Origin of the sequence: Xanthomonas dyei (assembly GCF_002939865.1) — a bacterium.
GTDB lineage: Bacteria > Pseudomonadota > Gammaproteobacteria > Xanthomonadales > Xanthomonadaceae > Xanthomonas > Xanthomonas dyei.
In genome coordinates, this window is sequence record NZ_MDEE01000039.1 from 20,118 (window position 1) to 46,049 (window position 25,932).

The following is a 25,932-nucleotide window of genomic DNA, read 5'->3' on the forward strand; positions in this document are numbered from 1 at the left end:
ACCGCAAGCTTGATAGCTAGCTCCCTTCTCCCTTCGGGAGAAGGTGCTCGAAGCGCGGATGAGGGGCGCCTCAGGCGACTAGCATGCCAGCCATGGTGAACGCGTCGCCACGCGTCGCCAAGGTGAAGCATCGATATTGCGGTCGTGCATTGGGACACCCCAACCCCAGCCCGGGCTCCGGCCCCGCGCCCCGGCCCGCGCCAGCAGCGCGGGCGCTCCAAGGCACGCGCGCCAGTGGCGCGCAGGCAGTGCCTTATCGCCCCGCAGGGAGAGGGGCTAAATCAGGCTTCTGGTGTCTGGCATTTGCGTCCTTCTGAGCCATCTCGGCAAACACGCTGTAACGCAGGCCGATCAAGCCCAGCAGCGCGTCATCGCGATGCGTTCCTGCCGGCACCTTGCCCACGCGCGCCAGCGAGGCATCCAGACGCGTACGTAGGGCATCCGGTGCAGGCAACGGACGCTTGTGCGCGATCTGTTGCCGGTAGTGCGCAGCGACGTCGGCCAGGATGGTGTCCACCGCGTCCACGCTCGATGGCGGCAAGCCGTGCCGCGCGCTGCGCAGCTGCAAGATGTTCAAGCCCACGCGGACTTCGCTGAGCATATCCATCGATGCCAGGTCGCTGCCTTCCGGCGCCAAGGCCAACCTGGGCGCGAGCAAGCCGAGCAGATCCAGCATGCGCGCGGCGAACTGGTGGCGGTCCTGCGCGCCATGGCCATCGGCGGCGTCGGCCAGCGTGCGCCAACCCTGGCGGACCAGGCGACGCGCGCTCCATTCGGCGCCGACCGAGCGGAACACCTTTGTGAGCACCACCGCGAATCCGATCCCCAGCACCATCGCCACGGCGGCGTTGACGAAGCTCTGGATGTTGGCGTTGTAGGTGTTCTGCAGGCTGAGCAGGGCGGTGAGATTCACCACCAGCGGCAGCGCGATCAACATGCTCTTGGGCCGATGCAGCAACGCGCCGATGGGCAGAAACACCGCCGCCAACAGCAGCACCAACATCGGGAAGTCGTGGATCGCAGGGAAGATGCCGAACAGGTAAATACCTGCGACCACGCTGGCGACCACCGCCCAGGTCAGAAACGACACCATGCTGGGTGCGGGGTCGTCCTGCGCGGCAAAGAACGCGGCTGTGACCGCAGCCATCATCGCGCCGTTGCCGCCGCCCTCCCAACCGATGCCGATCCACAACACGCAGTACGCCAGCAGCGCAAGGCCAGCGCTGAGCGCGGAAAACGCCGCCATGCCGAAGTCGATGTGGCGCGCGCTGCTGGCAGGGACGCCTGCATCGGCGGTCTGGGGTCGCGAGATGCCCAGGCGCTGCAGCAGCGAGGGGTGCATGCGCGAACGCACACCGGCATCGCCTTGCGCAGCGTCCATCGATTCGGCTGTTGCAGCCTGTCTCGCCGCCGGCAGCGCGGTGCCCTGCAGCAACGTCTGTTCCAGCGCGCGGCAGTCTTGCCAGAGGTCGAGCAATTCTTCCAGGCGCAGCAGCAAGCTCGCCAGTAGCAGATGCTCGATGTCCTGATCGACCACCGGGCGCAGCGCGGCGATGCGTGCGCGCATCGCGTCGACATCGGCATCGCTGCCTGCGTCCTCGCGCTGATCCACCCAACCGGCGACGTCGTCCAGCAGCGCCTTGAGTGCGGGCGACTGTGCAGACCCGCCGCGCTGCAATGCATCCAGCCGGTCGGCGATCGACGACAGCACCGGCAGCAGCATCAGCATGCGCGCGCGCAGTTGCTCCATCGCCGGCGCCGCACTGGCATGCCGTGGGTCGTCGTGACGCACGAAGGCGATCAAGGCTTCGAACTGCACCAGGTCTGCCGCCAACCGGTTGCGCGGCGTGTGCGAGTCGCCACGCTGCAGCACCTGCCGGCACCATTGCGCAGCGTCCTGCATCCAACCGCCGATGCGTGCGGTGACCATCGGCCGTACCGAAGCGGGGAACACCAGCGAGGCGAACAGCACCGCCATCACCGTGCCCAATACGATCTCTTCGCTGCGCGCTACCACGGTGTCGAAGATGCCTTCCGGCGCGGTCACCGCAGGAAAGCCGATAAACGCGGTGGTGTAGCCAGCCAGCAAAAATGCATAGCCGCGCGGGCCGCGATTGAGCAGCGCCAGAAACAGGCAGGCCGACAACCACAACGCCATCGCCGCGCTCAGCAGTAGCGGGGTTTCGACCAGATTCGGCAGCATCACCAAGGTGGCCGCGCCGGCCAGCACGGTGCCGAGCACGCGGTACACGCCCTTGGCGCGGGTGGGGCCGAGCAGCGGTTGCGAGACGATATAGACGGTGGCCATCGCCCAGTACGGCCGCGACAGATTGCCGGCCAGCGCCACGTACAACGCGGCGATCGAGGCGGCAAAGGTCTTGACCGAAAACAGCCAGGCCTGACGATCGCGCAGCAGTGCGTTCATGGCGCGGCAGTGGAAGCGGTGGCGTCGCTACGGGCATCGGTGTTCCAACCGCCGCCCAGTGCCAGAAACAGTTGGAGTTGATCCTGCGACACCTGTGCCTGCGCAGTGGCCAGGGTCATGTCGGCGGTGGCCAGGGTGCGCTCGGCATCCAGACTGGACAGATACGGGGTGCGCCCGCCCTGATACAGCCGGCGGTTTTGCGCCGACGCCAGTTCGGCCTGTTGCTGCGCCTGTTCCAGCAGGTGCAGGCGGTCCAGATCCTGCGCGTAGCGCGAGAGTGTGGTCTGCACCTCGCGCAGCGCCTGCAGCACAGTGTTGTCGAACTGCGCCAGCGCGGCGTCGGCGCCGGCTTCTGTGGCGCGCACGCGGGCACGCGCACCGCTGGACGGCAGCGTCCAGGAAATCAGCGGGCCGAACGACCAGGCATGTGTGGCCGGCTCACCGAAGTCCGCCAGCAGGCCGGTGGCGCCGATCGAACCGCCCAGGCGGATCTCCGGATACAGCTCGGCGGTGGCCACGCCGATACGCGCGGTGGCCGCGGCCAGCCGCCGCTCGGCCTGGCGCACGTCCGGGCGACGGGCGAGCAGGCTGCGGCCATCGCCAATCGGGATGGGGTGCTGCAAGGCCGGCGCATGCGCGCAGCGGTCGACACCGGCAGGCACTTCGCTGGGCGTCTTGCCGAGCAATGCCGCCAGTTGATAGCCGGCTGCCTGGCGGCGCGCGCGCAGCGGCGGCAGGGCGGCTTGCAGCATCGCCACCTGCGCGGTGGCGCGGGCCAGATCCGGTGGCGTGCCACGTCCGGCGGCGATCAAACGTTGGGTGATCTCACGGCTGCGCTGCTGCAATTGCAGCGAATGCTCGGCCACATGCAGCTCGTGGTTGGCATGGCAGATCTCCACATAGCTGCCGGCGACCTGCGCGGCCACATTGACACGGGCCAGATCGATCGCGGCCTGTGCCACCTGCGTATCGGCGTGCGCGGCTTCGGCGCCGCGTTGCAGCTTGCCGAACAGGTCGAACTGGTACGACACGCCGAACTTGCCATCGGCCAGGTTGAACACCGGCAGCTTTTCTTCCTGCAGGAAGGCTTCGGCCGACACCTGCGCGCGGCTGACGCCGGCCTCCACCTCGTAATCGAAGCCGCCGGCATCCATGGCCTGTTCGTACACCGCTGCGGCGCGGCGCAGGTTGGCACTGGCCACTTTCAACGCGACGTTGTCGCGCAGCGCCTGTTCGACCAGGCCATCGAGCATCGGGTCCTGATACAACGCCCACCAGCGTGCCGGCAGCGGCGCGCCGGGCTGCACCTGGTCGTTGCCGGTGTCAATGAACGCGGCGTTGGCGGCTGGCCGCTGGTATGCGGACTGGTCCGGCAGCGCGTAATTGGGGCCGACCGTGCTGCACGCCGCCAGCAACGTGACGGCCGCGCTCAGGCCGAGCAGACGCAGGCGCTTCATGGCGCGGCCTTTGCCTGCACATGCGCAGGCGAGCCAGCGGACGGCGACGGTGCGGCATCGGGCAGGATCGTCACCGTGGCGGTGCGCCCGGCAATCAGCTGCACGTGCGTGGGCACCTGATCCAGCGCAATGCGTACCGGGATGCGCTGCGCCAGCCGCACCCAGTCGAACGCCGGGGTGACATTGGGCAGTGCGCCGGCGCTACCGCTGCGATAGCGGTCTTCGATGCCGGCAGCGATGCTTTCCACATGCCCGTGCAGGGTCACTGGCTCGCCCATCAGGCGCACGTCCACGCGCTGGCCGGCATGCACGCCATGCAGGCGGGTTTCTTCGAAATAGCCATCGACGCGGAACGAACCGGTATCCAGCACCGCCACCACCGGGCGCCCGGCGCTAACGTAATCGCCCACGCGCACGGTGCGGTCGCTGACATGGCCATCGGCCGGGCTGCGCACCTGCGTGCGCTCCAGATTGAGCTGGGCCAGATCCACCGCCGACTGCGCGGTGGCCACCGCAGCCTGCGCCTTTTGCACGTTCGAGCGGCGCACCTCGGCATCTTCGGCCGCCACCAGGTCCTGCAGGCTGCGGTCGCGTGCAATCTCGCGGCGCAACTGGGTCAGCGTGGCCTGGCGCTCGGCCAGCGCGGCTTGCGCCTGTTCCAGCGCAATTGCATAGCGCGCGCGGTCCACCACAAACAGCAGCTGGCCGCGCGTGATCGCCTGGTTGTCGTCCACCGCCACCGATTCCACCAGTCCGGACACGTCGGGGGCCACCTGCACCACATCGGCGCCCACGTGCGCATCGCGCGTCCACGGCGCGTCCATGTAGTAACGCCACAACTGCTGCAGCACCAGCGCGGCTACCACCACCATTGCCAGGGTCAGCAGCGCCGGCCCCGCGGTCTTGATCAGCTTTTTCACGATTGCATCCAACGGGTAAGGAAAAACAGGCCGCCCAGCAGCGCGATGTACAGCGCCAGGTTGAACAGCGCCGGGTGCCAGACATGGCGATACGCACCGGCGCGGGTCAGCAGCGCGCCAATGGCGCTGTTGAGCAGGTAGGCCAGCGTCATCAACGCCAGCAAGGTGGGAACGAACACACCGTAGAGACTGAATTCGCCGTACATCGGGCACATCCTGGGAAAGGGAAACAACCACGCCCGGCGCAGCGCAGCACGCGCGCGAGGGCCTGCGGAACGTCACAACCGGCGTCGCAGCACGACGCCTGACAGCTGACTCAGTCGGGCTGACTCAGCCGCACATGCGCCTGCGCGATCTGCTCCCACAGCGTCAGCACTGTCTGCACCTGGGCTTCGCTGAGCGCGCCGAAGACCTCGGCGCGCAGCGCATCCAGGCGGATCTCGATGCGCCCGACCAGCGCCTGGCCTGCGTCGGTGAGCCACAACTGGTTGGCGCGGCGGTCGCTGCTGTCGGCCTCGCGCCGGATCAACCCCTGGGCTGCCAGCTTGTCCAGCAGCCGCACCAGCGACGGGCCTTCCATGCCCAGTTGCTGGGCGAGTGCGACCTGGCGGATGCCGCCGCCGGAGCGGCCGACCATCAGCAGCGGGCCGGTGCAGGCGCTGGACAGGCCGAATTCGGCGAACGCCTGGTCGGCCAGCCGCTGCCACTGGCGGGCGGCGACCAACAGGCCGGAGCTGAGCCGGGCGCGAGGTGTGATTGCCTTAGTCGTCATAATAGTTAGCATGCTATCAATTCAACAATGAATCAATAGTCACTGAACCCGGCCCAGCGGCCGCAACCGCCACTGGGGCCGCTGCCCCGTCCTCGGGTACCATGCTTGCCCCCTTTGGGTGCACCTGCGCATGAGCCAGTCCGACCAGCCCGATTCCTCCGTCACCCAGGCCCAGGCCGAAGACGCCGTGCGCACCTTGTTGCGCTGGGCCGGCGAAGATCCCAGCCGCGAAGGCCTGCTGGACACCCCGCGCCGGGTGGCCGAAGCCTATGGCGACTGGTTCAGCGGCTACCGCGAAGAACCGCGCGACTACCTGGAACGCACATTTGAAGAGGTGGCCGGCTACGACGAGCTCATCGTGCTGCGCGACATCTCCTACGAGAGCCACTGCGAGCACCATATGGCGCCGATCATCGGCAAGGTGCACGTGGGCTACCTGCCCAGCGTCAAGGTGGTTGGCATCAGCAAGCTGGCCCGCGTGGTGGAAAGCTACGCGCGCCGCTTCCAGGTGCAGGAAAAAATGACCGCGCAGATCGCCCAGTGCATCCAGGACGTGCTGCAACCGCGCGGCGTCGGCGTGGTGGTCGAAGGCTCGCACGAGTGCATGACCACCCGCGGCATCCACAAGCGCGGCGTCAGCATGGTGACTTCCAAGATGCTGGGCAGCTTCCGCGAAGACGCGCGCACCCGCGCCGAATTCCTGCAGTTCCTCGAAGTGGGCGGCAAGCGTTGAGGCATGCCGTGCCGGCGCGCGCTACACGCTGAGGCAAGCATGCGGGCAGTGCAGCAGACGGTGGGAGACCGCATGAACATCCCGGTGGGAGACCGTAACGCATCCGTCGGCCGGGCAGAGGTTTTGCGCACCCTGCCATTGGCGTGTCAGCGCGCTATTGGCCGGACCCCGCTGAGGCCGTGCCACGGTGAACCGGTATGAAGGTGCGCGCCCGCATCGCCCGCTACCGCAGCTTGCGCGACGAGCCGCTGTGGAAACTGCTGGCCGCCGACCATGCACCGGAGGTAATCGGTCTGTTGCAGGGGCTTTTGCTGGATGGAGAACGCGTGTTGCCGGCTGCGGTGCTGCACGAGCGCCTGCAGCGCCTGCTCGACGACATCAACGCCGAACATCTGGCGCGCGACCTGCCGCGCACCGCGCAAGCCTATGTCGCGCACTGGCTGGCGCAAGGCTGGCTGGAACGGCGCCTGCCCGACGGCGCGCAGCAGGAAGAGTACGAGCTGTCCACGCAGGCCGCGCAGGCGATCCGCTTTGTCGACGGCCTGGAGCACAGCCGCAGCACGGCCACCGAAAGCCGGCTGGCGTTGGTGATGCAGCAGCTCGCCCAGCTGGCGGCACTGACCGAAACCAACCCTGACGCGCGCCTGTCGGCGTTGCGCGACGAGCGCGACAGGATCGATGCGGAAATCGCGCGGGTGTCGGCCGGCAAGGTCGCCTCGCTGGACGGCAAGCGTGCGCTCGAGCGCACCCGCCAGGTGATCGCGCTGGCCGACGAATTGACCGAAGACTTCCGCCGCGTGCGCGACGATTTCGAACAGCTCAACCGGCAATTCCGCGAACGCATCATCGATGACGAAGGCGAGCGCGGCGAGGTGCTGACCAAACTGTTCGAAGGCGTGGATGTCATCGGCGACAGCGAGGCCGGGCGCAGCTTCCAGGCGTTCTGGGCGCTGCTCAACGATGCCGAACAGAGCGCGCAGCTGGATGCGGCGCTGGAGACGGTGCTTGCGCGTACGTTCGCGCGCAAGCTCGATCGCCGCGAACGCAGCTTCCTGCGCGGGCTCACCGGCACCATGCTCGAACGTGGCGGCCAGGTCCACGATGTGATGCAGCATTTCGCGCGCAGCCTGCGCGGTTTCGTGCAGAGCCGTGGCTATCTGGAACAGCGCCGGCTCAACCGGTTGCTCAAGCAGGCGCAGGCCGAAGCGCTGAGCCTGCGCGAGCACATTCCGGCCCAGCGGTTGATCGGCCGCAGCCTGATGCTGACCACCAGCCGGCTGCGGTCGCTCGCGCAATGGCGCCTGCACGACCCGCGCCAGCAGCAGGTCGATGGCAGCATCCAACGCAACGAGGCGGCCGCGATCTCGCTGGACAGCGTGGGCGATCTGGTGGCGCAGTCGGAGATCGATTTCCGTACTCTGCGACGCGATCTGTTCGAGCTGCTGGCCACCCAGCCGCAGCTGTCCATCGCGCAGGCATTGACGCAACGTCAGGCCACCCAGGGCCTGGGCAGCGTGATCGGCTACCTGTCGCTGGGCACGCGCCATGGCATCGTCAGCGCCGATCAATCGGAAGTGGCGCAATGGCGCGGCAGCGATGGTCAATGGCGTCGCGCGCGCATCCCGCTGATCTGGTTTACCCAGGAGAAACGCCATGAACTGGCCTGAGCACGATCCCGATACCGATACCGATACCGACATCGCCCCCGGGATCGCCGACCCCCAGCATCCGGGCGCAGACAGCACCGGCCTGTTCGCCGGCGATACCGGCCGCTTGCCGGTGGAGGCGCGCCGCGTGCTGTGCCAGTTGCTCAGCGGCCCCAGCGTGGACGCGCAACGGCATGGCCGCCTGTGGCCGGCCTTGCTGCGCAGCGAGGCTGGCATTCGCAGCGCCCTGGCCGAGGTGTTTCTGGAGTTGGTGCTCGATCGTGAGGCCGGTATCGCCTTCACCCGTCAGGCCGATACCGGCGAGCTGGAAGCGCCGGTGCTGCTGCGCTCGGCGCCGTTGACCTTCATCGATTCGGTGCTGCTCCTGCATTTGCGTCAGCAACTGGCCGAAGCCGATGCGCGCGGTGTGCGCGCGGTGGTGGAAGAAGCGGTATTGGGCGAGGCGCTGGCCGTTTACGAAAAGAACCTGTCCACCGACCGCGCCGGCTTTTTGCGTCGGGTAGCGACCGCGGTGCAAAAGATGAAGGACAACCATGTGCTGACCCGTCTACGTGGCGAAGACGCACGCTATGAAATCTCGCCCGCGCTCAAACTGCTGTTCTCGGCCGAAGATGTCGCCGCCCTGGGCCAGGTCTATCGCCAGCTGCGCGAAAGCCCGGCTGGCGACGAGGACGAGGCGGACCTGGCGCACGCCTAGCACCGCACCACCCGTTCGAGCGCAGACCTGCGCTTTTCTGGCTTCCCGGACCGTATCGATGACTTCCTCTGCCGCGCCTTCCAGCCTATTTGCCAACGGTCTGCCCGACGCGCGCCTGCAGCAGTTCCGCATGCGTCGCCTGCAGGTGCACAACTGGGGGACGTTCTCGGGACTGACCGAAGTACCGATCGCCGAGCGTGGTTTCCTGTTCGTCGGCCGCTCCGGCTCGGGCAAATCGACGCTGCTCGATGCGATGTCGGCACTGCTCACCCCGCCCAGCATCGTCGACTTCAACGCCGCCGCGCGCGAGGCCGAGCGCAGCGGGCGCGATCGCAATCTGGTGTCGTACGTGCGCGGCGCCTGGGCCGACCAGCAGGACAGCGCGTCCGGCGAGATCGCCACGCAATACCTGCGCAAGGGCGCCACCTGGACCGCCCTGGTACTGGAATACCGCAATGGCGAGGACCGCGTGGTCAGCCTGGTGCGGCTATTCTGGATCGCCGGCAACAGCGCGGCTACCGGCGATGTGCGCAAGCACTACATGGTGGCCGAGCGCGCCTTCGACGTGGCGCAGGACCTGGCCGGCTTCGACCTGGATCTGCGCAAGCTCAAGCAACGGCTGCACGACGTGCATCACTTCGACAGCTTTGCCGGCTACGCCGAACGCTTCCGGCATCAGCTGGGCATCAGCAACGAGATGGCGCTGCGCCTGTTGCACAAGACCCAATCGGCCAAGAATCTGGGCGATCTCAACGCGTTCCTGCGTGGCTTCATGCTCGAAGAACCCAAGACCTTCGATGCGGCCGAACGCCTGGTCGGCGACTTCGCCGAACTCGACGGCGCACACCATGCGGTGGTGACGGCGCGGCGCCAGGTAGAGACTCTGCTGCCCGCGCGCGCGCACCATGCCGAGCTGATGCAGCTGCGCCGCGAGCGCAGCGAACTGGACGAACTCAAGCTCGGCATCGATGCCTACCGCGAGCAGCGCCGGCTTGCCCTGCTGGACGCGCGCCTGCAGGAACTGGACGTGCAAGACCGCGGCCTTGCCGGCGAAGAAGGCCAGCGCCGCGCTGCGTTAGACAACCACACCCGCCACCTGGACGATCTTGAGGCGCAGCGGCGCGCGCAAGGTGGCGAACGCATCGATGCGCTGGAGCGCGAGCAGACCCAGCTGCAGGCCGAGCGCGACCGCCGCGCGGCCAAGCGGGTGCAGGCCGAACAGGCCTGCCGTGCATTGGAGCGGGCGCTGGCCGACAGCGCGCACGGCTTTGCCGAGCAGGTCGCGCAGGCGCGCGCCGCGCTGGAAGACGGCCAGCGTGCCGCCGCCCAGCTCGACGAAGCGATCAGCGAACGCCTGGCTGGCAAACACGACGACACCAAGCGCTTTGCCGAGGTGCGCGCCGAAATCGACGCGTTGACGCGCAACCCGTCCAATATTCCGGCGCCCATGCAAAGCCTGCGCGCGCGCATGAGCGCCGACACCGGCGTGCCGGAAGCGGCGCTGCCGTTCGTTGGCGAGTTGATCCAGGTGCGCGAGGATGCATCCGCCTGGCGTGGCGCCATCGAGCGCGTGCTGCACGGCTTTGCGCAATCGTTGCTGGTGGACGAGCGCCATTACGCCGAGGTCGCCGACTGGGTCAATCGCACCCAACTCGGCACGCGCCTGGTCTATTACCGGGTGCGCAACAACGAGCAGGCGTTGAGTGGGCGCGAGCCCGGTAGCGCTTCGCTGCTGCACAAGCTGGAATTGCGCGATCACCCGTACGCCGCCTGGTTGCGGCGCGAGCTGGGCAAGCGCTTCGATTACGACTGCGTGGACTCAGCCAAGGCCTTGCGCCACGCCGAACGTGCCATCACCCGCGAAGGTCAGGTCAAGCATCCGGGCGAGCGTTACGAAAAAGACGACCGCCATGCCGTGGGCGATCGCCGCCGCTGGCTGCTGGGCTTCAACAACCGCGACAAGCTCGCCTTGTTCGAGCGCGAAGGCCAGGAGCTGGCGCAACGCATTGCGGCCTGCGACGCCGACGTGGCCGGCCTGCGCGCGCGCCGCGAACGCGATGGGCAGCAGCGTCTGGCCCGCAACACCCTGGTCAATCTGGGCTGGGAGGAAATCGATGTGGCCGCAGCGCTGCAACGCCTGAGCCAGATCGCCCAGACCCTGCAACAGCTGCGCGAAGGCGACGCCAACCTGCGCGCGTTGGGCGAGGCGATCGACCGCACACGCGGCGACATCGCGCAGGCCACGCGTACGTATGAGGGCGTGCGTACCGAACGGATCGCGCTGGGCGTCGAACGCGCACGGCTGGAAAAGCAGCATCTGGAATGTGCCGATGCGCATACGCGCCTGGTCACGCCGTTGCAGCAGCAAGGCCTGGCCGAGCGCTTGCTCGGTTTGGGCGAGTTGAGCCTGGATAACCTGCAGGACCGCTTCCGCACTCTGGAGCGTGGTCTGGATGCCCAGCTTGGCGTCAGCAAGGACGAACTGACCCGCCTGCAGCAAGCGTTGATCGGATGTTTCCGCCGCTACTTCCAGCAATGGCCGGAAGACAGCGGTGATTTAAGCCCGACGCTGGAAGGCGCAGACGATTTTCTCGCTCGCCTGCAGCGGCTCGAACGCGACGGCCTGCCGCAACACGAGGCACGTTTTTTCGACCTGCTGCAAAGCCAGAGCAAGAACAATCTGCTGGCGCTGCAACGGCATACCGCCGAAGCGCGCAAGTCGATCTCCCAACGCCTGGACGAGGTCAACGCCAGCCTGGAGCAGGTGCCGTTCAACCACGGCACCTTGCTCACCATCGAACTCAGCGACCGCCGCCTGCCGGAGGTGATCGAGTTCCATCAGCATCTGCGCGATGTGCTCGGCCATCACCAGACCGAACAGCGCGAGGTGGCCGAGCAACAATTTGCGGTGTTGCGCGAGTTGGTACGCAAGCTCGGCTCGCAGGAAGGCGAAGACAAGCGCTGGCGCGAGCTGGTGCTGGACGTGCGCCTGCATGTGGAATTCGTCGGCGTGGAACTGGATGCGGCCACCCGCCAGCAGGTGGAGATCTATCGCAGCGGCGCCGGCAAGTCCGGCGGCCAGCGGCAGAAACTGGCCACCACCTGCCTGGCGGCGGCGCTGCGCTATCAGCTTGGTGGCGAGGACGGCGAACTGCCGCGCTATTGCGCGGTGGTGCTGGACGAAGCCTTCGACAAGGCCGACAACGAATTCACTGCGCTGGCGATGAATATCTTCGAAAATTTCGGCTTCCAGATGGTGGTGGCCACGCCGTTGAAATCGGTGATGACGCTGGAGCCGTTCATCGGCGGCGCATGCTTTGTGGAGATCAGCGGGCGCCACGATTCGGGCGTGTTGCTGATCGAATACGACGAAGCCTCGCGCAGGCTCAAGCTGCCAGAGCGTACGCGCACTGCATCTGCAGCGACCGGCATCGACCCGGTGGCCGACCAGGAGTGAGCTGATGGCGCGCGCCGATTGCATGCTGTTGCCGCCTGCCGCACTCCAGGCCTTGCGTGGGCAGTGGCAACGTCATCGCGGCGACTGGTTGATCGGTGCCGCAGCGCCACGGCCGATCGCCCTGCAGCCACCGATCCAGGCACAGGCCAGCGCCCGGTTCGATGCGTTCGGCGACTGGCTGCGGAGCTGGCAGCGCACTGCGCTACCGGGACGGGTGGAGTATCGCGACGTGCTGTGGTCGCAGCTGGGGCCGCAACGCTTGCCGCACAGCTGGGTGCTCGCCACGCCGGCCGATGCCGCCGCAGCGCTGCAGGAACACGACCGCTGGCAACGCGCCAGCGCGCGCTGCGCCGGTCTACAGGCGCACTGGCCGGAGGCGGCGGGATTGGCTGCGCGCCTGCGGCGCCAGTTCGATCTGCTCGCCGATAGCGCACAGGCCGATATCGACCGGCTGGTCGCCGTGGTCGACTGGCTGCACCGGCACCGCGACAGCGGCCTGTTCCTGCGTCAACTGCCCATTGCCGGCATCGACAGCAAGTGGGTGCACGCGCGGCGCGGCATCATCGCCGACTGGCTGGGCGGGCTGCGCGGCATCGCCGAGCCGCGCAGCTTCGACAGCTTGTCCGGCCTGCGCAGCGCACCGGATCGGGTGCGCCTGCGGCTGCTGGATCCGGAGTTGTCCCGGCACCTTGGCGGCCTGGACGATCTGACCGTGCCGATCCAGCAACTGGCCGCGCTGCGGCTGCCGGTCGAGCGCGTGCTGATCGTCGAAAATCTCGACACCGGCCTGGCCTGCGAAACCATGCCGGGCACGGCGGTGTTGATGGCACGCGGCTATGCGCTCGACTACGTACGCAGCATCGACTGGCTACGCACGCTTCCGCTGTTCTATTGGGGCGACATCGATACGCACGGGTTGGCGATCCTGCACCGGCTGCGCACGTATGCACCGCAGACCGTGGCACTGCTGATGGATGAGGCCACGCTGCTGTCCACGCCACGCGCCATGTGGGGGCACGAGCCCAGGCAGCATCGCGCCCACCGGCTCGCGGCGCTGACCCCGGACGAGCAACTGCTGTATACGCGCCTGCGCAACGGACACTTCGGTGCCGCGCCGCGGCTCGAGCAGGAGCGCATCGCCTGGAGTCATGCCTGGCCGCAGATCCAGGCAGCATTGCGACGCTAGTGGCGGGGTCTGCGCCTGGCATGGGCGCGATGCCGGCGGGGCGTCATGACGAGGTGCGCGATTGCCTTCTGAGTGCTCGCAGCGATGCCTGCAGGCGCATCTGAGAACCGCCGGCGCTACCCGCACGCAGACGCCGGTGGAGCGCATCCCGCAGGCGATCCAGGTGGTGCCGCGTTCGGTGATCGACGAGCAGCAACTCACCCGGTTGGTCGATGTGGTGGCCAATGTGTCCAACGTGCAGCCCGGCGGCACCCAGGGCAATCGCTCGGAAACCTTCGTCATTCGCGGCTTCGAAGCGTCGTCGTATGCGGTCGACGGCATCCTGCTCAACCCCGCGCAGAACTTCACCGAGACCGTGCGCGACCTGGCCAATGTCGCCCAGGTGGAAGTGCTCAAAGGGCCTGCGGCGGTGTTGTACGGGCGCGGCGAGCCCGGTGGGGTGATCAATCCGGTCACGTTGCGGCCGGACGACACGTTCGGCGGCAACGCATCGCTGCAGGTGGCCGAACATGGCCTGCGCCGCGTGCAGTCCAGCATCACCGGCCCGCTGAGTCCCACGCTGTCTGCCCGCGTCGGCGCCGCCGCGCAGCAGACCGGCAGCTTTCGCGCTGCGCAGGCCGCGTCTTCGTCTCGCCCTCGCTGGCATGGCGGCCCACTGCGCAGCTGCGTGCCGATCTGGATCTGGACTACACCCGCCAGACCAGCCCGGGCGATCGCGGTCTGGTCGTCATCGACGGTGTGGTGCGTGGTCCGGCAGAGCGCAGTTTCGGCGAGCCGTGGTCGCGCAATCGCGGCACCTCGCGCACTGCACGCGGCCGTATCGAATATGACGCGAATGAGTGGCTGACGCTGCGTCAGATCCTCAATCACCAGGACGGCGACAGCGGTCGCGACGTGGCCGACTTCACCGGCTTCAGCGCCGACCGTGCGTTTGTGCAACCTCGCGCCGTGCGTCAGGAGCAGCAGGTGCGCGCCACTACCTCGCAGACCGAAGCGCTGGCCCGTTTCGACACCGGCCCGCTGCGCTATCAGGTGCTGGCTGGCGCCGACTACGTCGATGCGCGTCGCCACACCGACGAAGCCCGCGCGCCCTTGGCCCGCATCAGCGTGAGCAACCCGGTGCAGGGCGCACTACCGGGCCGCTACGTGCCGGCGCGGCAGATCGAGGTCGATGCGCGCTACGCCGCGTTGTACGTGCAGGATCAGATCAGCATCGGGCAGCGTTGGGACGTGCTGGCCGGCGTGCGCTGGGATGACGTGCAGCAGACCACCGTCGATAACGGCGCGCGTACCCGCGAAGACGGCCGACGCGCCTCGCCGCGTGTGGGTGTGGTGTGGAAGGCCACGCCGCAGCTGTCGCTGTATGCCAATACATCGACGTCGTTTCGCCCGCGTAGCGCTACGCTGTTTGCCGGCGGCAGCGCACCGCCGGAGACCGGCCGCCAATACGAGATCGGCCTGAAAAGCGCGCTGCTGGACAACCGCGTGCTTGCCACTGCTGCGGCATTCCAGATCACCAAGGACAACGTCGCCACCAGCGACCCGGACAACAGCGGCTTTGTGCTGGTCACCGGTCAGCAGCGCGTGCGTGGCGTCGAGCTGGACATCACCGGCGAGCTCACCCAACACTGGCGGATGATTCTCGGCGCGGGCTATCTGGATGCGCAGGTCACCCGCGACAGCGTGATTCCGGTCGGTAATCGCCTGCGCGGTGTGCCGCGCGTCAGCGCCAGCTTGTGGAGTACTTACCATGTGGCCACCGGTCCGTTGTACGGCCTGACCCTGGGCGCCGGTGCGGTGCATGTCGGCGAGCGCGAGGGCGACTTGAACAACAGCTATCGCATTGCCGGCTACACGCGCTTCGATGCATCGGCGGCGTATCGGTTCGGCGGCCGTTATCAACTGGCGTTTATGCTGCGCAATGTCGCCAACCGTTTTTACATCGAGCAACCGGTGACGCAGACAACCAACTACCCGGGTGCACCGCGCACGCTGTCGGCGACGTTGAGCATGGAGTTTTAGAAAGGCGAGGACATCTGCAGCGTGATCAGTGCAGCAGATCCCAGCCCATCTTGCCGATCAGCACCACCACCAGCACCAGGAACAACGTGCGGATCAACGGCGTGCCACCGCGCAATGCCATCCGCGTGCCGGCCACCGCGCCGGCCACGTTCGCCACCGCCATCGGAATGCCCAGCGCCAGCATCACCTGGCCGCTGGGCAGAAAGAACGACAGCGCTGCCAGGTTGGTGGCCAGGTTCACCACCTTTGCCGCCGCCGAAGCGCGCAGAAAATCCAGCCCGAAAAAGCGAATGAACAGGAAGATCAAAAAGCTCCCCGTGCCCGGACCGAAGAACCCATCGTAAAACCCGATCGCTGCGCCCATCGCCAAGGCGGTGATCAACTCGCGTCGACCGATCTCGCGCGGCCGATGCAGCGCGCCGAAATCCTTCTTGATCAGCGTGTAGACCAACATCGCGATCAGCAATAGCAAAATCAGCGGCCGCACCGCCTGCTTGGGCAACAGGCTGACCGCCGTGGCGCCCAGAAACGAAAACGTAAACGCCGCCGCAGTGGCATACAGCACCGGCCGCCACGGGAAGCGCACCGTGCGCGCATACCGCCACGCCGACGCCCCGGTGCCGAACATCGCGCTGAACTTGTTGGTGCCCAGAATCAGCGACGGCGCCTGCTGCGGCAAGGTCGCAAACAATCCCGGCAACTGGATCAACCCGCCGCCACCCACCGCAGCATCCACCAGCCCGGCAACGAACGCGATGCACAGCAGCCACGGCAACTCGGTGGGAATCAGTTCCAGCACAACGGCGCTCCGCACGACGGGGCGACAGCATAGACGCGTAGAAACCCGCCTCCCAATTCCCAATCCCATCCCGCACAATCGCCAGATGCCGACCTCCACGCCCACCGATCCCTGTCCGTGCGGCCGCCCCGCCGATTACGCGCGCTGCTGCGGGCTCTACCACGCCGGTGCCGCCGCGCCGGATGCCGAAACCTTGATGCGCTCGCGCTACAGCGCCTATGTACGCCGCGATGTCGACTACCTGCTGACCAGCTGGCACCCGTCCACGCGCCCGGCCGAACTGTCGCTGGACGAAGGCGGCCGCACCACCTGGCTCGGCCTGACCATCCAGCGCACCAGCGTCACCGGCGAGGACACCGCCGAGGTGGTGTTTCTGGCCCGCTACCGCATCGGCGGCGGCAGCGCAGTGCGCATGACCGAACACAGCCGCTTCGTCCGCGAAGATGGCCGCTGGTATTACCTCGACGCCCGCTGAGCGCAGCCAGCGGCGCCGGAGTGTGTACAAGCCAGAAGATGCCCGATGCGCGGACGCGCGCTGGCGCACTTGCACGCCCACCCAGACCCATTCCCCAAGCCGTCGGCGAACGACAACCGCAAGCTCTGCCGTTGCAGCCCCGGGCTGACGTCTTCCAGCCGGGCACCGCCGCCGCCAACCGGCGCCGTCGCAAGCAGGCCATCGCGCACCTAGACCATCGCCGCCTGACCCGACCAACGGCGCCCGTCGCGCCGCTTTGTCGACACAGCGTTCGCAGCCGATCCGGGAAGCTTGCCGCGCGGCGAAACTCGCCGCGGGGGGCGGACAGCGATCATGGCAACCTTCAACTTCTGGCAATGGGCGCTGACGGCCTTGGTGGTCTTTGCAATCGTGTTGCCGGCGTTGCTGGCTACGTGCATGGTCCGTTTCGGTCCACGCCACGATGCACCGCACCGCACGCGTCCGCGCCGTGTCGCCGAGACCGGCGCGTCCAGCCCGGCACTGTCGCTGCTGAGCGGCATCACCGGCGACGGTCGCTGACGCGTCAACGCTGACGCCCGCTTTACCCCAGCTGCAATGGCAAGCAGGCCAACGCCGGCACACTCCTGATTGAAGCGGTTGACCGGTGAACAACTCCCGGTGCCGAGCGTATGCCGTTCGATGGCGGCAACAGACACCGGTCGCCAGCCCGCAGCCGCCGCGCCAACGCACCACACTCGCATCCTGCCGCCCGCGGCAGCGACCGCGTTGCTCCGGCGCCGCCGATTGCACGCCTCGATCCAGCCAGGTTGGCTATCCTTCCGGATCGATTCGTGACTGGAGCGCTCTACCGCATGACGTCCGTCCACCCGCCGGCCACCGCGCCATGACGCCGACCCGGCGCGCCTTGCCGCTGTTGATGGCCTTGCTGCCGCTGGCCGCCTGGGCCGACCCGGCCTTCGACCGCTGCCTGGCCGGGTTGCAGACCCAGGCCGCCGCCAAGGGCGTGGATGCCGCCCGTTTCCAGCGTTTTACCGCGGGGTTGGCGCCCGATCCCAGCGTGTTGCCGCTGCTGGACGCGCAACCGGAGTTCACTACGCCCATCTGGGACTACCTGGCCAGTCTGGTCGACAGCCAGCGCGTCACCGACGGCCAGGCCATGCTGGTCACCCACCACGACTTGCTCACCCGCCTGTCCGAGCAGACCGGCGTCGACCCGGCCACCATCGTGGCGGTCTGGGGCGTGGAGAGCGACTACGGCCGCGTCACCGGCAAGCGCCCGCTGCTGGTCTCGCTGGCCACGCTGTCGTGCGCAGGCCGCCGCCAGCCGTTCTTCCGCGGCGAATTCCTCGCCTTGCTCAGCCTGTTGCAGCAGGGCGATCTGTCGCCGGATGGCTTGACCGGCTCGTGGGCCGGCGCGTTCGGGCAGACCCAGTTCATGCCCTCGACCTATGCGCGGATTGCGGTGGACGGCGACGGCGACGGCCGCCGCAATCTGGTCGCCAGCATTCCCGATGCGCTGGCCTCCACCGCCAACTACCTGGTCAAGGCCGGCTGGGAACGCGCCCGCCCCTGGGGGATGGAAGTCACCCTGCCGCGCGGCTTCGATGCCAGCAAGGCCGGCCGCACCCGCCGCCAACCCTTGCAGGCCTGGCAGGCTGCCGGCCTGCTTGGCACAGACGGCAAGCCGCTGGCCCCGACCGGGCTGCCGGCCGAGACCGCTGCCGCCTTGCTGCTACCGGCTGGTGCCACCGGCCCTGCCTTCCTGGTGTTCCGCAACTACGACGCGATCTACGCCTACAACGCTGCCGAAAGCTACGCGCTGTCGATCGCGCTGCTGGCCGATCGCCTGCGCGGCGGCCCCGGCCTGGTTGCCGCCTGGCCCACCGACGACCCCGGCCTGGGCCGTCCGGAACGCCGCGACCTGCAGCAGTTGTTGCTCGCCCGCGGCCACCAGATCGGCGAGGCCGACGGCATGGTCGGCAGCGCCACCCGCCGCGCCATCCAGGTCGAGCAGACCCGGCTGGGCTTGCAGCCCGCCGACGGCCGCCCCGGCCAGCGCATCCTCACTGCTTTGCGTGCTGCGCCGCCGCTCACCGGCATGGCCGCCGTGCGCGGCACCGCCTTCAAGTTGCCGGCCGCGTACCCCGCATTCGCCCAATCTCCCATCGTCCACAAGGCATCCCCCATGTCCGACACCACCGGCCTGACCACAGGCGACTTCCACGGCTTCCCCTCGCTGCTGATCGACACCCCGTTCTCCACTGCCGCCATCAGCCTGTTCGGCGGCCAGTTGCTGTCGTTCGTGCCCAAGGGCGGTCAGGACGTCATGTGGCTGTCGCCGCTCGCCAAGCAGCCGCCCACCCCGATCCGCGGCGGCGCGCCGGTGTGCTGGCCGTACTTCGGCCGCCAGGACCAGACCGGCGACGTGCCCGCGCACGGGTTCGTGCGCACCGTGCCGTGGCAACTCACCGAGAGCCACCGCGAAGACGACGGCACCGTGGTGCTCACGCTCACCCCGCCGGCCTTCGACGACCTGGCGCTGCGCCTGCGCATGACCCTGCGCATCGGTCGCACCCTCGAACAACGCTTGATCACCGAAAACACCAGCGGCACCCCGGTGCGCTTCACCCAGGCGCTGCACAATTACTTCCGCGTCGGCGACGCGCTCACCGTCAGCGTGCAGGGCCTGGATGGCCTGGACTATCTCGATAAATACGAGAACTACGCCACCGCGCATCGCCAGCAAGGCGACTGGAGCCTGCGCGACCCGCGCGATCCCGGCCGCAGCGACCGCATCTACACCAACGCCGGCGGCCGCTACACCCTCACCGACCCGGTCCTAGGCCGCCGCATCGTCATCGCCACACAGGGCAGCCGCTCGCTGGTGGCCTGGAACCCGGGCGAGGAGGCCGGCAAGAAAATGGCCGACGTGGGCGAAGGTTGGCGCGACTACGTCTGCCTGGAAGCGGCCAACGCCGGCCCGGACGTCATCGAACTGGCCCCCGGCGCCATCCACACCCTGAGCCAGACCATCAGCGTCGAATAACCCGTCGGTGGTTGCCACGGCTGAGGTGGCGCAGGCCCGCCCAGCCGCGCGCGCAGATCGTTTACGGGCTGCGGCTCGTCGATGGATGCTTGGCGGTGAAGTCGCATCGATTCGGTTGAGCGTTGCGACGGAGCGCGCCCTGTCTGCTCGTCGTGCAGTGTCTTCGATTGCAACCTGCTCGAAGGAGGTAGCGGGCAAAAGCCAGCAGACGTCAGACCCAGCAGATGTCAGACGGGTAAAGGTTTTAAGCAGCGCAGCCTCACCACGGGGTAAGCAACGCAGCCTCACCAAACGCAGCCGCCGTACCCTCACCCCACCCCCTCTCCCGCAAGCGGGAGAGGGGCACTAAACGCACATCGCAGCACCCACTCCCTTCTCCCACCGGGAGAAGGTGCCCGAAGGGCGGATGAGGGCAAGGTGTCAGCCAGAGTTCCAGCCGAACGCCCACGCACCTCCAGCACTGCCCTCGGCCAAAAAGATCCGCTGACATCGTCCTTCAGGCATCAAGTCGCTCAAGCCCGATTCGCACAAGCCCCACCAAACCCACGCGATCCCCCAGATCGATCGCACGAATCTCCTGCGGTCGATCGCGCACACCTCCTGCGGTCGAGCCCAATCCAGCCGCTCGCACCGCTCCCAAGCCTCATACCCCACGCCTCGCCGCCGCACCCAGAGCCGATCCGGCCCAATCCGCAGCTACACTTCCCGCCTCGCCATCCTGGGCCGCGCGATGTCTCTCTCCGCCGATTCCGCTCCAGCCCCGGGGCGCCGCCGCGCCGCGTTGATCTTCATCTTCATCACCGTGCTGATCGACGTGCTGTCCTTCGGCGTGATCATCCCGGTGCTGCCGGATCTGGTGCGGCATTTCACCGGTGGCGACTACGTGGTGGCCGCCGGCTGGATCGGTTGGTTCGGCTTCCTGTTCGCCTCCATCCAGTTCGTCTGCTCGCCGCTGCAAGGCGCCTTGTCCGACCGCTTCGGCCGTCGCCCGGTCATCCTCCTGTCGTGCCTGGGCCTGGGGCTGGATTTCATCCTGATGGCCATCGCCCACAGCTTGCCGATGCTGCTGCTGGCGCGGGTGATCTCCGGCATCTGCTCGGCCAGTTTTTCCACGGCCAACGCCTACATCGCCGATGTCACGCCCGCCGACAAACGCGCCGGCGCGTTCGGCATGCTCGGCGCCGCGTTCGGCATTGGCTTTGTCGCCGGCCCGTTGATCGGCGGTTGGCTGGGCGGCATCGGGTTGCGCTGGCCGTTCTGGTTTGCCGCAGGCCTGGCGCTGTTGAATGTGTTGTACGGCTGGTTCGTGCTGCCCGAATCGCTGCCGCCCGAGCGCCGCACCGCGCGCTTGGAGTTGTCGCAGGCCAACCCGCTGGGCGCGCTCAAATTACTGCGCCGCTACCCGCAGGTGTTCGGCCTGGCCTCGGTGGTGTTTCTGGCCAACCTGGCGCATTACGTTTATCCCAGCATCTTCGTGCTGTTTGCCGGCTACCAGTACCACTGGGGCCCGCGCGAAGTGAGCTGGGTGCTGGCCGGGGTCGGGGTGTGCAGCATCATCGTCAACGCGTTGCTGGTCGGCCGGATCGTGCGCTGGCTGGGCGAACGTCGCGCCTTGTTGCTGGGCCTGGGCTGCGGGGTGGTGGGCTTCGTCATCTACGGGCTGGCCGACAGTGGCACCGCCTTCCTGATCGGCGTGCCGATCAGCGCGTTCTGGGCGATCGCTGCACCGGCTGCGCAAGCCTTGATCACCCGCGAAGTCGGCGCCGATGCGCAGGGTCGCGTGCAGGGCGCCTTGAGCGGCCTGGTCAGCCTGGCCGGTATCGCCGGGCCGTTGTTGTTCGCCAACGTGTTTGCCTGGTTCATCGGCAATGGCGCGCCGCTGCATCTGCCCGGCGCGCCGTGGTTGCTGGCCGGCGTGCTGCTCGCCGCCGGGTGGGGGATGGCATGGAAGCGTGCAGGGCGGGGCGGTGGCGTCGCACCGGCAACATAGGGCTGATGCCAACGCATTCATCCAACCCTCGCGCCCGCTTTATCTGATTTGCGCAGGCGCTGCTAGGCTGGTGCACTCCGTTCCGCAGCACCGCATCGATTGCTTATGTGTCCTGACACCCTGGCTGTTCCGCCATCGGCCGCGCGCGCGCTGCGTCACGCCACCCAGGACACCCATCGCCTGGTCGAAGCGGTGCCGCTGATGCAGGCCCTGGGGCAGGGGCAGGTCGATCGCGCCAGCTATGCGCAGATCCTGCGCCGCCACCACGCCTTGCTGGGCGGTTTCGAAGCGCATCTGGGCGATTGGCTCGGCACGCTGGTCGGCAACGGTTGGCACTATCGCCGCCGCGTGCCGGCCTTGCGTGCCGACTTGCGGGCGCTCGATCAACCCTTGGATCTGCCGATTGCACTGCCCGCCACGCGCACCGACGCCGCGCGCTGGGGCATGTTGTACGTGGTCGAAGGCTCGCAGCTGGGCGGCCGCGTCATCGCGCGCGGTCTGCGCAAGTCCCAGCCCGGCCTGACCGGTGCGCTGCAGTATTTCGAACTGGCCGACGAAGACCCCGCCGGCTGGCGCCGCTTCCAGGCGGTGCTCGATCGGCGCCTGAATTCGCCCCGCACACAGGCCGCCGCCATCGACGGCGCGCACGCCATGTTCGCCCACTTTCATACCTGCCTCGCAGCGGAGCCGCGTCCGTGAATCAGCCTACCGAACCCCTGGATATGGATGTCTGCGCGCGCGAGCCGATCCACATCCCCGGCATGATCCAGCCCTACGGCGTCCTGCTGGTGATCGACCCGGCCGATGGCCGCATCGTGCAGGCCAGCAGCACTGCAGCCGACCTGCTCGGCGTGCCGATGGAGGCCTTGCTCGGCATGCCCTACACCCAGGTGCTGGAACTGACCGACGCCCCGCCCGTTGCCGTGGACGACCAACCGCGCCACCTGCTGCATGCCGAGGTGCGCTTCCCCAGCCGCACCGTGCCTACCGACCACCCCTGGGTGGCGGCCTGGCATCTATATCCCGAGCAATGGCTGATCGAAATCGAGCCGCGCGACGCGCGCCTGATGGACGTTACCCTGCGCGAGGCGTTGCCGCTGTTGCGCAGCATCGAGCGCGACCCAAGCATCGCCGAAGCGGCCGTGCGCGCCGCCAAAGGCCTGCGCAGCATGATCGGCTTCGACCGGGTGATGATTTACCGCTTCGACGAAGAGTGGAACGGCGACGTCATCGCCGAGGCCCGCCAGCCCGACCTGGAGGCCTACCTCGGCCTGCATTACCCGGCCACCGATATCCCGGCCCAGGCGCGCGCGCTGTACCTGCGCAACCGCGTGCGCCAGATCGCCGATGTCGGCTACCAGCCATCGCCGATCGTGGTCTCGCCGGTGCACTTGGAATATCTGGCCAACATGGGCGTGACCGCCACGCTGGTGTCCTCGATCGTGGTCAACGACGCGCTGTGGGGGCTGATCGCCTGTCATCACTACAGCCCGCACTTCACCAGCCACGCCATGCGCGATGTCACCGATGCGATCACCCGTGCGCTGGCCGGCCGCATCGGCGCGCTGCAGGCGGTGGCGCGTGCGCGGCTGGAATCGGTGCTGCTCACCATCCGCGAAAAGTTGATCACCGACTTCAACGATGCCGAACATCTGACCGTGGACATGCTCGCGGACATGGCACCGGACCTGATGGACGTGGTGGACGCCGATGGCGTGGCGATCTTCCACGGCGACGACATCAGCCGCCACGGCACCAGCCCGGACGCCGCCGCATTACGCCGTATCCGCGACCATCTCGAGTCTCGCCATCATCACGCCTTGCGCGAGGACGCCGTTGGCGCGCTGCATGTCGATGCCATCGGCGAGGTGTTCCCGGAGCTGGCCGATCTGGCGCCGCTGGCCGCCGGCTTCATCTTTGTGCCGCTGATGCCGCAATCGCGCAGCGCCTTGCTATGGACACGCCGCGAACAGGTGCAGCAGGTCAAATGGGCCGGCAACCCGCAGTTGGCCAAGTTGCCGGATATCCCCAACTCACGGCTGTCGCCGCGCAAGAGCTTCGACCTGTGGCAGGAAACCGTGAGCGGCCGCGCGCGCCGCTGGTCGCCGCTGCATCTGGAGTCGGCACGCAGCCTGCGCGTGTTGATCGAACTGATGGAGCGCAAGCGCTTCCAGCAGGATTTCACTTTGCTGGAAGCCTCGCTGTCGCGTCTGCGCGACGGCGTGGCCATTATCGAGCGGGGCGCCGCCGCCGCCGCGCACCGGCTGATCTTCGTCAACCCGGCGTTTGCCGACCTCAGCCAGGCCGAGGTCGCCGACCTGATCGGCTGCGACATCCTCGCCCTGGTGGCCGACGATGCCGCCAGGTCCAAAGTCGAACTGCTCGAAGACGCCCTGCGCCTGGGGCGCGCCGCCTACGTCACCCTGCCGCTGCGCGCCCACGACGGCTCGCCCGTCTACCGCCAATTCCATCTCGAACCGCTGCCCAGCCCCAGCGGCGTCATTGCCCACTGGCTGTTGCAGCTGCGCGACCCGGAATAAGTGCCGCCCGACGCATTGACGTCGAGTTGCGGCTGCAGGCGGCCGCTGCTGCCGCATCCATCGCCCCGGGCAACATCACCAGCGCCCCGGGCAACGATGCGCCCCTTCGGCGTCTTGAGTCACTGCGTATCGATCAGTGGTGGTGCCGCCCAAAGCCTGAGGGAACACACCAAAGGACATCGAGCCCCGGCAGCGCTGCCAGCGCTGAGGTGCAATCGCCGCGTCAAGCGCGCGGCCGCAACAGCAACAGGGTGACGGTCCCGGCCACCAGCCCCCAGAACGAGGCACCGATCCCGCCCAAGGTCAGCCCGGAGGCCGTCACCAGGAAGGTGATCAACGCCGCCTCGCGTTCGCTGTCTTCGCGCAAGGCCGCCGCCAGGCTGTTGCCGATGGTGCCCAACAACGCGATCCCGGCAATCGCCATCACCAGCTCGCGCGGGAACGCCGCAAAGACCGCCGCCACGGTCGCCCCGAACAAGCCGATCACCACATACAGCACGCCCGCGCTCACCGCGGCGGCATAGCGCCGGGCAGGGTCTGCATGCGCCTCGCGGCCCATGCAGATCGCCGCGGTGATCGCTGCCAGGTTCAAGGCGTAGCCGCCGAACGGCGCCAGCAACGTATTGACCACCCCGATCCAGCCGATCGTCGGCGAGATCGGCACCGTGTAGCCGGACGCGCGGATCACCGCCACGCCGGGCACGTTCTGCGAGGCCATCGTCACTACGAACAATGGAATCGCCAGCCCGACCACCGCCGCCCACGACAGCGACGGCACCACCAGCACCGGATAAGCCAGCTCCAGCTGCACGCTATCCCAGTGCATCAGCCCACCGCCCGCCGCAATCGCAATGCCTACCAGCAAGGTCGCAATCACCGCATAGCGCGCAAACCAGCGCCGGCCGACCAGATAGGTCGCCAGCATCGCGATTGCCAGGACCCGCTGGCTCTGCATCGCCACGAACAGATCCAGTCCAAACCGCAGCAGCACCCCGGCCAACATGCCCGACGCCAGGGACACCGGCATGCGCTTGATCGCCCGCTCGAACAACCCGGAGAACCCGGCCACCAGTCCAAGCACGGCCGCGACCACAAATGCACCGACCGCCTCACGCAAGGGAACCCCTGCGGCGCTGCCGATCAGCATCGCCGCACCCGGCGTCGACCAGGCCGTCACCACCGGCACGCGGTAGCGCAGCGACAACCCGATGCACGTCACGCCCATGCCGATGCCCAGCGCCCACATCCACGATGCGATCTGCGCCTGGTCCGCGCCCAGATGTCGCGCCGCCTCGAAGACGATCACCGCAGAACTGGCAAATCCCACCAGCACGGTGACAAAGCCTGCGGCAATCGCTGACAGGGATAGATCGCGGAACAGGTTGCGGGCTGGCGGCATCGTGTGGCTCCTCCGGGCCCTGCATTCTTACCGAGCCAACCAGTCAGCGGTACCGAAGCGTGGAGCGCACCTCTCTATATAGCTGCGACCATAGAGCGCGCTGGTGTCCTTGCCGTGTTGGAGCCTGCGTAAGAAATTCGGCGCTTTGTCATGCGCGTGTCAAAAAGTGCTTGCACTTCTGCACAGGCTCGATAAACTGCGCGACCTCGCTCAGGACGGCGGCGCTTCTCAAAGCACCGCAACAACGAACGGGGCGAATCGGAAACATCGCAAGGTGTTGACGAAACGCAAAAGCCGGCTATGATGGGCGGCTCGCTACACGGAAAGACGCTACGGCGGATTGAGGTGCAGCGGCGGCAACGTCC

19 protein-coding genes and 1 pseudogene are annotated in these 25,932 nt (G+C 67.7%); 13 read left to right on the top strand and 7 right to left on the bottom strand.

What is annotated here, in order from left to right; translation table 11 throughout:
* Positions 1-253 precede the first annotated feature (253 nt).
* The 5 genes from XdyCFBP7245_RS19310 to XdyCFBP7245_RS19330 form a co-directional block, all read right to left on the bottom strand.
* Entirely contained in the window at positions 254-2,425 is a 2,172-nt protein-coding gene (locus XdyCFBP7245_RS19310; RefSeq protein ID WP_104617060.1) for an FUSC family protein, read from the bottom strand.
* Positions 2,422-3,882, bottom strand: a complete 1,461-nt coding sequence (locus XdyCFBP7245_RS19315; RefSeq protein ID WP_104617061.1) for an efflux transporter outer membrane subunit — start codon at positions 3,880-3,882, stop codon at positions 2,422-2,424. Before XdyCFBP7245_RS19315 ends, XdyCFBP7245_RS19310 begins: the two co-directional genes overlap by 4 nt.
* The gene (locus tag XdyCFBP7245_RS19320; RefSeq protein ID WP_170068716.1) at positions 3,879-4,802 is read right to left on the bottom strand and encodes an efflux RND transporter periplasmic adaptor subunit; all 924 of its coding nucleotides are present in this window, start codon (positions 4,800-4,802) and stop codon (positions 3,879-3,881) included. The genes XdyCFBP7245_RS19315 and XdyCFBP7245_RS19320 overlap by 4 nt, the downstream gene beginning before the upstream one ends.
* Positions 4,799-5,017: a DUF1656 domain-containing protein gene (locus tag XdyCFBP7245_RS19325; RefSeq protein ID WP_074052590.1), complete on the bottom strand. Its 219-nt coding sequence runs from the start codon at positions 5,015-5,017 to the stop codon at positions 4,799-4,801. The genes XdyCFBP7245_RS19320 and XdyCFBP7245_RS19325 overlap by 4 nt, the downstream gene beginning before the upstream one ends.
* A gap of 101 nt (positions 5,018-5,118) precedes the next feature.
* Complete coding sequence (locus tag XdyCFBP7245_RS19330) at positions 5,119-5,574, bottom strand: MarR family winged helix-turn-helix transcriptional regulator (RefSeq protein ID WP_104617063.1); 456 nt, start codon at positions 5,572-5,574, stop codon at positions 5,119-5,121.
* 130 nt (positions 5,575-5,704) lie between these two features.
* Here XdyCFBP7245_RS19330 and folE point away from each other — a divergent pair, with 130 nt between their 5' ends.
* The 7 genes and pseudogenes from folE to XdyCFBP7245_RS19360 all read left to right on the top strand — a co-directional run bounded on the left by folE (position 5,705) and on the right by XdyCFBP7245_RS19360 (position 15,336).
* Complete coding sequence (gene folE / locus XdyCFBP7245_RS19335) at positions 5,705-6,307, top strand: GTP cyclohydrolase I FolE (protein WP_104617064.1); 603 nt, start codon at positions 5,705-5,707, stop codon at positions 6,305-6,307.
* Between the two features lie 197 nt (positions 6,308-6,504).
* A complete protein-coding gene (locus tag XdyCFBP7245_RS19340) occupies positions 6,505-7,974 on the top strand; it encodes a DUF3375 domain-containing protein (protein WP_104617065.1) in 1,470 nt (489 codons plus the stop codon).
* Positions 7,961-8,671 (top strand): DUF4194 domain-containing protein, encoded by a 711-nt coding sequence (locus tag XdyCFBP7245_RS19345; protein ID WP_104617066.1) that lies wholly within the window; start codon positions 7,961-7,963, stop codon positions 8,669-8,671. The genes XdyCFBP7245_RS19340 and XdyCFBP7245_RS19345 overlap by 14 nt, the downstream gene beginning before the upstream one ends.
* Before the next feature lie 58 nt (positions 8,672-8,729).
* A complete protein-coding gene (locus tag XdyCFBP7245_RS19350) occupies positions 8,730-12,128 on the top strand; it encodes an ATP-binding protein (protein WP_104617067.1) in 3,399 nt (1,132 codons plus the stop codon).
* Positions 12,129-12,132: 4 nt separating this feature from the next.
* The gene (locus XdyCFBP7245_RS19355; protein ID WP_211287745.1) at positions 12,133-13,314 is read left to right on the top strand and encodes a Wadjet anti-phage system protein JetD domain-containing protein; all 1,182 of its coding nucleotides are present in this window, start codon (positions 12,133-12,135) and stop codon (positions 13,312-13,314) included.
* 178 nt (positions 13,315-13,492) lie between these two features.
* Positions 13,493-13,696, top strand: a pseudogene (locus tag XdyCFBP7245_RS24585) (TonB-dependent receptor plug domain-containing protein); the annotation flags it as partial.
* Between the two features lie 107 nt (positions 13,697-13,803).
* Entirely contained in the window at positions 13,804-15,336 is a 1,533-nt protein-coding gene (locus tag XdyCFBP7245_RS19360) for a TonB-dependent receptor (RefSeq protein WP_244907859.1), read from the top strand.
* A 25-nt stretch (positions 15,337-15,361) separates the two neighbouring features.
* Here XdyCFBP7245_RS19360 and XdyCFBP7245_RS19365 read toward each other — a convergent pair whose 3' ends face one another.
* Complete coding sequence (locus XdyCFBP7245_RS19365) at positions 15,362-16,135, bottom strand: sulfite exporter TauE/SafE family protein (protein WP_211287746.1); 774 nt, start codon at positions 16,133-16,135, stop codon at positions 15,362-15,364.
* 85 nt (positions 16,136-16,220) lie between these two features.
* Here XdyCFBP7245_RS19365 and XdyCFBP7245_RS19370 point away from each other — a divergent pair, with 85 nt between their 5' ends.
* The 6 genes from XdyCFBP7245_RS19370 to bphP all read left to right on the top strand — a co-directional run bounded on the left by XdyCFBP7245_RS19370 (position 16,221) and on the right by bphP (position 24,168).
* Positions 16,221-16,610, top strand: coding sequence for a YchJ family protein (locus XdyCFBP7245_RS19370; protein ID WP_104617069.1), 390 nt, complete (start codon positions 16,221-16,223; stop codon positions 16,608-16,610).
* Positions 16,611-16,943: 333 nt separating this feature from the next.
* Positions 16,944-17,150: a hypothetical protein gene (locus XdyCFBP7245_RS19375; protein ID WP_104617070.1), complete on the top strand. Its 207-nt coding sequence runs from the start codon at positions 16,944-16,946 to the stop codon at positions 17,148-17,150.
* Positions 17,151-17,475: 325 nt separating this feature from the next.
* On the top strand, positions 17,476-19,638 hold the full coding sequence (locus tag XdyCFBP7245_RS19380; RefSeq protein ID WP_104617071.1) for a lytic murein transglycosylase: 2,163 nt from the start codon (positions 17,476-17,478) through the stop codon (positions 19,636-19,638).
* 730 nt (positions 19,639-20,368) lie between these two features.
* A complete protein-coding gene (locus XdyCFBP7245_RS19385) occupies positions 20,369-21,628 on the top strand; it encodes a TCR/Tet family MFS transporter (RefSeq protein ID WP_104617072.1) in 1,260 nt (419 codons plus the stop codon).
* Positions 21,629-21,733: 105 nt separating this feature from the next.
* Positions 21,734-22,327 carry a biliverdin-producing heme oxygenase gene (locus XdyCFBP7245_RS19390; protein WP_104617073.1) on the top strand — a complete coding sequence of 198 codons (594 nt, stop codon included), beginning with the start codon at positions 21,734-21,736 and terminating at the stop codon, positions 22,325-22,327.
* Complete coding sequence (bphP, locus tag XdyCFBP7245_RS19395; protein ID WP_104617074.1) at positions 22,324-24,168, top strand: bacteriophytochrome BphP; 1,845 nt, start codon at positions 22,324-22,326, stop codon at positions 24,166-24,168. The genes XdyCFBP7245_RS19390 and bphP overlap by 4 nt, the downstream gene beginning before the upstream one ends.
* A gap of 223 nt (positions 24,169-24,391) precedes the next feature.
* Here bphP and XdyCFBP7245_RS19400 read toward each other — a convergent pair whose 3' ends face one another.
* Positions 24,392-25,567, bottom strand: a complete 1,176-nt coding sequence (locus XdyCFBP7245_RS19400) for a benzoate/H(+) symporter BenE family transporter (RefSeq protein ID WP_104617075.1) — start codon at positions 25,565-25,567, stop codon at positions 24,392-24,394.
* Positions 25,568-25,932 lie beyond the last annotated feature (365 nt).